The sequence below is a fragment of the Blastomonas sp. CCH1-A6 genome (assembly GCF_001556365.1).
In the GTDB taxonomy this organism is placed as follows: Bacteria; Pseudomonadota; Alphaproteobacteria; order Sphingomonadales; family Sphingomonadaceae; genus Blastomonas; species Blastomonas ursincola.
The window spans coordinates 23,190-30,648 of record NZ_LSIS01000431.1; the positions used below are offsets into that span (position 1 = coordinate 23,190).

8 protein-coding genes are annotated in these 7,459 nt (G+C 65.3%); 1 reads left to right on the forward strand and 7 read right to left on the reverse strand.

The features are described 5' to 3' along the window. Positions 1-51: 51 nt before the first annotated feature. Positions 52-990 (reverse strand): DUF808 domain-containing protein, encoded by a 939-nt coding sequence (locus AX735_RS19670; RefSeq protein WP_066283877.1) that lies wholly within the window; start codon positions 988-990, stop codon positions 52-54. A 3-nt stretch (positions 991-993) separates the two neighbouring features. After that, a complete protein-coding gene (locus AX735_RS19675; RefSeq protein WP_066283880.1) occupies positions 994-2,298 on the reverse strand; it encodes a homoserine dehydrogenase in 1,305 nt (434 codons plus the stop codon). A 141-nt stretch (positions 2,299-2,439) separates the two neighbouring features. On the opposite strand from AX735_RS19675, the gene AX735_RS19680 reads away from it, so the two are divergent. Then, positions 2,440-3,237, forward strand: coding sequence for an NTP transferase domain-containing protein (locus AX735_RS19680; protein ID WP_066283886.1), 798 nt, complete (start codon positions 2,440-2,442; stop codon positions 3,235-3,237). Positions 3,238-3,356: 119 nt separating this feature from the next. On the opposite strand, the gene lepB is transcribed toward AX735_RS19680, so the two are convergent. Genes lepB through pyrE form a run of 5 tightly spaced genes read right to left on the reverse strand, consistent with a single transcriptional unit; the run spans position 3,357 to position 7,083 of the window. Beyond that, on the reverse strand, positions 3,357-4,226 hold the full coding sequence (lepB, locus tag AX735_RS19685) for a signal peptidase I (protein ID WP_066283887.1): 870 nt from the start codon (positions 4,224-4,226) through the stop codon (positions 3,357-3,359). 31 nt (positions 4,227-4,257) lie between these two features. Further along, positions 4,258-4,662: a holo-ACP synthase gene (gene acpS / locus AX735_RS19690; RefSeq protein ID WP_066283888.1), complete on the reverse strand. Its 405-nt coding sequence runs from the start codon at positions 4,660-4,662 to the stop codon at positions 4,258-4,260. Then, positions 4,659-5,399, reverse strand: a complete 741-nt coding sequence (locus AX735_RS19695) for a pyridoxine 5'-phosphate synthase (protein ID WP_066283891.1) — start codon at positions 5,397-5,399, stop codon at positions 4,659-4,661. The genes acpS and AX735_RS19695 overlap by 4 nt, the downstream gene beginning before the upstream one ends. Beyond that, a complete protein-coding gene (locus tag AX735_RS19700) occupies positions 5,396-6,493 on the reverse strand; it encodes a serine hydrolase domain-containing protein (protein ID WP_066283893.1) in 1,098 nt (365 codons plus the stop codon). Before AX735_RS19700 ends, AX735_RS19695 begins: the two co-directional genes overlap by 4 nt. Further along, positions 6,490-7,083 carry an orotate phosphoribosyltransferase gene (gene pyrE, locus AX735_RS19705; protein WP_066283896.1) on the reverse strand — a complete coding sequence of 198 codons (594 nt, stop codon included), beginning with the start codon at positions 7,081-7,083 and terminating at the stop codon, positions 6,490-6,492. Before pyrE ends, AX735_RS19700 begins: the two co-directional genes overlap by 4 nt. Positions 7,084-7,459: the final 376 nt, after the last annotated feature.

Genomic DNA, 7,459 nt, shown 5'->3' on the forward strand with positions numbered 1-7,459 from the left:
CTGCCAAGTCTCCACTGCCTCCCCCATCAAGGGGGAGGGTAAGTCAGCGCCTTAATGCGCGCCCTTGCCCTTGACCGCGTTGTAGATCGCCGCAATCACGCCGCCGATCACCAGGCCGACAATGCCCGCCCCGATCGCACCGACCAGCCATTCGACCAGGCCGCCGACCGCTGGGACCGCTTCGCCCGCCGCGACAGCGATGTCGTGGATCAGATGCTCGGGTCCGGCGACGCCGAACACCGCAAGCCCGTGAATGATGATCTGTCCGCCGACCCAGACCATCGCAGCCGTGCCGATGATGCCGAGCGCCGACATCACGATCGGCATGGCCTTGACCAGCCCACGGCCAAAGCCTTGCGCGGCGGCGGAGGGCTTTTTCGCGAGGTGCAGGCCGAAATCGTCCATCTTCACGATCAGGCCGACCGCGCCATAGACTGCAGCGGTGATCAGCAGGCCGACCACCGCGAGCACGCCCGCCTGCATCGCGATCGACCGGTCGGCGACCTCTGCGAGCGCGATCGCCATGATCTCGGCAGACAGGATCAGGTCAGTGCGCACTGCGCCCTTCACGCGCTCGTTTTCCAGCGCGAACATGTCCTGCACCTGCTCGACCACCTCGGCGGTATCCTGCTCGTGGCTGAGCTTGTGGATGATCTTTTCCGCGCCCTCGAAGCACAGGAACGCGCCGCCCGCCATCAGGATCGGGGTGATCGCCCAGGGAAGAAAAGCGCTCAATATCAGCCCGATGGGCAGCAATATGACGAACTTGTTGAACAACGACCCCTTGGCGATGCGCCAGATGACGGGAAGCTCGCGATCGGGGGTGAAGTCGGTGACATATTGCGGGGTGACCGCAGCATCATCGACCACGACGCCTGCAGCCTTGGTGCCGGCCTTGGCCGCCGCTGCGCCGACATCGTCGATCGATACGGCAGCAAGACGGGTCAGCGCAGCGACATCGTCAAGCAGCGCGGCAAGGCCTGAAGGCATCGGTCAGTCTCCGAGAATGTGCACGACCAGTGGATCGGCGTGCAAGCTGGGGGAACCCTTGAGCGCGGACAAGGTTGCCGCGACCGCGCTTTCGGGGCCTTCATGCGTCACCATGGCGACGAGCACGCTGCCATCGGGACTGCGGCCCTTCTGGATCAGGCTCTCGATCGAGACGCCCGCATCGCGCATCGCGGCGGTGATTTCGGCGAGCACGCCGGGCCGGTCGGCGACCTCGAAGCGAAGATAGCATTTGCCGGTGCGGTGCCCGGTTTCGGCGCGCGCAACCTTGTCGAGCTCGCGCACCGGCATCGAAAAGGCGGGGCCGATCTCGCCGCGCGCGATGTCGATCAGGTCGGCAACGACCGCGCTCGCGGTCGGACCATCGCCCGCGCCCGCGCCCTGGAACAGCAGGCGCCCGGAGAAATTGCCCTCGGCGACCACGGCATTGGTCGACCCTTCGACATGCGCCAGCGGATGGTGCATCGGCACCAGATAGGGGTGGACGCGCTGGAACAGCTGCGCATCGCCATTGCTTCCATCGAGCTCGGCCATGCCGATCAGGCGAATGCGATAGCCGAGCGCGGCGGCCTGGGCGATGTCGGCGGACAGGATTTTGCGGATGCCGCTGCGCTCGATGCCGTCGAAATCGAGCTCGGTGCCGAACGCCAGCGCAGCGAGAATCGACAGCTTGTGCGCGGCATCGACGCCATCGATGTCGAAGCTGGGATCGGCCTCTGCAAAGCCGCGCGCCTGCGCTTCGGCGAGCACCTCGGCGAAATCCTGCCCGGTCCTTTCCATGGCCGAGAGGATGAAATTGCACGTCCCGTTCAAGATGCCATAGACGCGGCTCAGACGGTTGGCCGCCGCACCTTCGCGCAGGCCCTTGATCACCGGGATTCCGCCTGCGACCGCAGCTTCGTACTTGAAGGCGAGTCCGGCCTTTTCGGCGCGCTCGGCTAGGTCCAGCCCATGATGCGCGACCATCGCCTTGTTCGCGGTGACGAAGGCCTTGCCGCCACTCAGGCATTCCTTGGCGAGCGTCAGGGCAGGGCCATCCGCGCCGCCGATCAGCTCGACCACCACGTCGATATCCCCGCGGGTGGCAAATTCGCCCATGTCGTCGACCCATTCATAGGGCGAAAGGTCGACGCCGCGATCCTTGGCGCGGTCGCGCGCGGTGATGCCGCAGATACGGATCGGCTTGCCCGCACGCCGCGCGATCAGCGCCGCGTTCTCTTCGACCAGACGGATGACGCCCGCGCCCACGGTACCCAGCCCGACCAGCGCGATGTTCAGCGTTTCCCCCATTTTCGGTCCTTCAGCGAAAGTTCATCCGATTGCGTCCTTAGCGTGTGCAACGGCAAAGGGAAGAGGGCGCAGCGGGTTGTTCGCGCCGCCTTGCCGCCCTATAGGCCGCCCGGGGCCGGATGATCGCATAAAGGGTAGTTCATGACATCGCCGACAATCGTGATCCTCGCCGGCAAGCGCGACGGCAAGCTCGACCCGCTGGCCGAGGCCGCCGGAGTCACGCACAAGTGCAACGTGCCGATCCAGGGCAAGGCGCTGCTGCAATGGGTGCTGGAAGGCGTGGAAGACGCCTGGCCGGACAGTCCGATCTGGGTGTCGATCCATGATCCGGCAGTGGTCGCCGACCTGCCTGCAGTGCAGAAGCTCATGGCCAGCGGAAGGCTGCGCATGAGCGTGTCGCGCGAAGGCATTGTCGAGAGCATCGAAGCGGTCATCGAGGAAGCGGGGAGCCCGTTCCCGATGCTGATCACCACTGGCGACAATGTGCTGGTGACAGCAGAGGAAATCCGCTCGATCCACGATTTCGGCATGCGCGAGGGCGCGGGCGCGGTCATCGCGATCGCCGAAAAGTCGAGCATCCTCGCCGAACATCCCGAAGCGCAGCGGCGGTTCTACGAATTCAGCGACATGGCGATCTCGAACTGCAACGCCTATTGGCTGCGCGATGCCGCCTCGTTCCGCGCGGCCGAGGCGTTTCGCGCCGGGGGGCAGTTTATCAAGACCAAGGGGCGGATCGCGCAGGCGTTCGGCATCCTCAACCTCATCCGCTTCCGTCTCGGCTGGTGGAGCGTCGATGGCGCAATGGCTGCCATCTCGCGCCGCTTCAAGGTCAGGGTCCGCGCGCTGCTGCTGACCGAAGGCGCCTATGCGGTCGATGTCGACAACGAGCGGACCTACAAGATCGCCGAGATGCTGCTGGCGAGGCGGAAACCGGCTTAGGTCTCCAAAGTCCACCGTCATTCCCGCGATAGCGGGAATCCCGCTTGTGCGCGGGCGATGAAGAGGAAGCGGGACCCCCGCCTTCGCGGGGGTGACGGTTCAGGACAAACCGAAGGGGATCAATCCCTGTCCGGACGCAGGCTGTTACCCGCGCGATCACCGCGGAGCGAATCCCACCAGCTGACCGGGTTCCAGTTGGTGCTGCCGTCAAGCGAGAAGGTGACGATTTCCGCGCGGCCGCCGATATTCTCGAGTGGCACCGCGCCGCCCAGGCCCAGTTCCTCCAGGCTCGCGCGGCTGTCCGCGCTGCGGTCGCGATTGTCGCCCATCAGGAAAACATGGCCCGCAGGCACCTTGTAGGGGCCGTAATTGTCGAGCGGATAATCGGGGCCGAGATCGATCGTATTGTACGACACGCCGTTGGGCAAAGTCTCCCGGATGATCGGCAGCTCGCAATAATAGCGGCCATCGGCTCCGCGCGCCTTGAGCATCGGGAAATCGCTGGCGTTGCAGGGCGAGTTCACGTCGACGGGCAGCATCAGGTTCGGCTGCACCGCGCGCGGGATCTGCTTGCCGTTCAGGATGACGCGGCCCTGGCGCACCTCGATCGTGTCGCCGGGGCGGCCGATGACGCGCTTGATATAGTCGCTCTGTGCGCCCGGCGGGGTGGCGATAACAATGTCGCCATATTCGGGGGTCGATCCCATGATCCGCCCCTTCATCGGCGGGAGGAGGTGGAACGAGACCGAGACCCAGGACCAGCCATAGGGATATTTGGTCACCACCAGCCGGTCGCCGACCAGCAGATTGGGCATCATCGACATGGTGGGGATGTAGAAGGGCTTGGCGACCAGCGAATGGAAGGCCAGCACCGCAAGCAGCAGCAGGGCCAGCCCCCGAATCTCCTCGAACCAGTTGACCGGCTTGTCGGTCTCGGACGCGCGCGCGTCCTTGGCCTCGATTGCCACATCGGAAGATTCTGGTGCCATTTCGGGGTCTTTCGGGTCCGGGCGGGCGCTGTCAGTCAACGGGCCGCGCCTCGATAATGACGAAGGCCTGAGCCCATGGATGATCGTCGGTGAGCGTGAGATGAATGATGGCACTGTGCCCTGCGGGAATCATGCTGTCCAGCCGTGCCTTCGCGCCCCCGGTGAGACGGAGTGTCGGCGCGCCGGACGGGGCATTGACGACGCCGATATCCTTCATGAACACGCCAGCCTTGAACCCTGTTCCCACCGCCTTTGAAAAAGCCTCTTTGGCGGCAAAGCGCTTGGCGAGCGTGCCTGCCTTGGTGAACGGGCGGCGGTTGGCCTTGGCCTGCTCGACTTCGGTGAACACGCGCTTTTCGAACCGCGCGCCGAACCGGTCGAGCGAGGCCTGGATCCGCTCGATATTGCACAGGTCGGAGCCGAGGCCGATGATCACCGCGCCTCGTCCATCAATTGCCGCATCTTGCGGATGCTCGCTTCGAGACCGTCGAAGATCGCCTCGCCGATCAGATAATGGCCGATATTGAGCTCGGCGAGCTGGGGGATCGCAGCGATCGGCTGGACATTCTCGAAGGTGAGGCCGTGTCCGGCATGCGGTTCGATGCCGTTCTTGGAGGCGAGCGCGGCGGCGTCGGCAATGCGCTTGAGTTCGGCCTGGACGCCATCGCGGTCGTCGTCGAGCCACAGATGCGCATAGCGCCCGGTATGCAGTTCGACCACCGGTGAGCCCAGTTGCATCGCTGCTTCGATCTGCCGCGCCTCGGGTTCGATGAACAGGCTGACGCGAATGCCCGCCTCGCCGAGCCGCGACACGATCGGCATCAGAGTGTTGTGCAGACCTGCCGCATCGAGCCCGCCCTCGGTGGTGCGCTCCTCGCGCTTTTCGGGGACGATGCACGCGGCATGCGGCTTGTGGCGCAGCGCGATGGCGAGCATCTCTTCGGTCGCGGCCATCTCGAGATTGATCGGCAGAGTCGCGCCCGCCATGATAGCGTCGAGGTCGCTGTCGCGGATATGCCGCCGGTCCTCGCGCAGGTGCACGGTGATGCCGTCGCCGCCGGCCACTTGCACGATGCGCACCGCGCGCATTGGATCGGGATGATCGCCGCCGCGCGCGTTTCGGATGGTGGCGACGTGATCGATGTTCACGCCCAGACGGATATGGTTGGTCATTGCGGGGCTCCGGTGGCGCACAGGGCGGCGCGCATCACATCATGCGTGATGCCCGCCTGCTGCCAGATTTCGCCAAAAGCCGCTTCGGCCTCGGCGCGGTTCGATGTCATGATGATCACCATGTCCTGATCGGGCAGGATGATGTTGCGTAAGGCCACGCCGCCGATGAAGCCGCGGCGCTCGATGATGCGCACCGGCGTGTCGCCGCAATCCTTGAGTGGTACGGCGAACGACCATTGGCCGAGCGCGGCATAGCCATATTGCGGCTTGCCGTCCCACATCTCAGCGCGCTGTCCCTCGGGAATCAATCTGCCGTTCATCAGCGCGCGGTCGAAGGCGAAAAGGTCGCGCGTCGTGCCGTAAAGCGCGCCCGCGCCGCCGAAATTCTCGAGCCGGAAAGCCGTCGATTCGGGTTTGCCGTCGCCAAAGCCGGGCATGCTGGGCTCGGAGCGCGGGAACAGGCCGACGCTCCCGAGGCCGAGCGGCTTCGCGATGCGTTCCTCGATCAGCGCAGCATAGGGCTTGCCGCTGGTCGCCTCGACCACGGCGGCCATCATGATGAAGTCGCAGTCGCCGTAGAAGAACTCGTCGGCAGGCTTGCGCGTCGTCGGTCCCTCGCACCAGGCACGGCCGGTTTCGGGACTGTCGAGATCGACCATGTAGAAGGTCGACCAGTCGTCGCGCCCGACAGGGCCTTCCTCGGTGCGCGGCAGGCCGGATATGTGCTGCATCAGCATCCGCGAGGTGATGGTTGCGGCATTGGGCGCCTTGCTGTCGGGAAGATAAGTGATGATCGGTGCGTCCAGATCGAGCCGGCCCGCAGCGGCCTCCTGCATCGCGATGGTTGCGGTGACCTGCTTGGTCACCGATGCCCAGCGCCAGACCTTGCCGAGCTGGTGCTCGGCAGTTCCGGCCGGATCGACCAGGCCGAAGGCGCGCTCGTACACAACCGTGTCCCCACGCGCGATCAGCACCGTGCCAGGGGCCTTGACCGGATCGAGCGCGGCGTTGACGGCGGCCTGATCGACGGCAGGCGAGGGCGCGTCCGCGCCGAGCAGCAGCGCGGCGAGCGGAGCGAGGCTCACGCCGATCATGCCGCTTCGGGTTCCTTTCGGCTGCCGGGTTTCATTGCGGGCACGGATGCCAGTTCGGGCGGCAGCGAGTCGGCGGGGTAGCTCGGAAAGTTGAGCGAAATCAGCGGGAAGAAAGGCACGCCTAGCGAGACTTCTCCGGCGGAACGATCGACCAGTGCGCCAGCAGCAATGACTTCGCCCCCCGCCGCGTTGACGGCTGCGATCGCCTCGCGCGAGGAAAGCCCTGTCGTCACCACGTCTTCCATCAGCAGCACCTTCTGCCCCGGCTTGATCGCGAATCCGCGGCGCAGCTCGAACGTGCCGGTGGGGCGTTCGACGAACATCGCTTCGACGCCGAGCGCGCGGCCCATTTCATGCCCTATTATAAGGCCACCCATGGCGGGCGAGACGACGAGGTCGATCTGCGCGCGGACATCGCGAGGCATGCGGGCCGCAAGTGCGCTCGCCAGGCGCGAGGCGCGCATCGGGTCCATCAGCACGCGCGCGCATTGCAGATAGTGCGCGCTGTGCAAGCCCGACGAGAGAATGAAATGCCCCTCCAGCAAAGCCTGGCTCGCGCGGAACTCGGCGAGAATTTCTTCATCCTGCATCGCGATTTACCCTTTACGTAGCGTCGCCGGGGGAGGGGGCTGGCAAGCTGAACCGGCGATTAAAAAATATCCCTAGATTGGCTTGAGACTGGCGGCAAGCCTGCGTATAGGCAGCCATAGCTTTGACGCAAAACACGGCAGTGATCCGGCACAACGGGACGTGGACGGATGCCCTGCCCATACAGGGACAGTCTACGAATGGCGTTCGCATCTTGGACGAAATCTTTTGGTTTCGCAGCCCTTGTTCTCGTGTCCGCGCCCATGGCGCTGGCGCAAACTCCGCCCGCACCGCCGGTCACCGCTCCCGCTCCCAGCGCACAAGCCGCGCCCGCCGTTGCTGCTCCGGCCGCAACCGCGCCCGCTGCTGCAGCTGAAG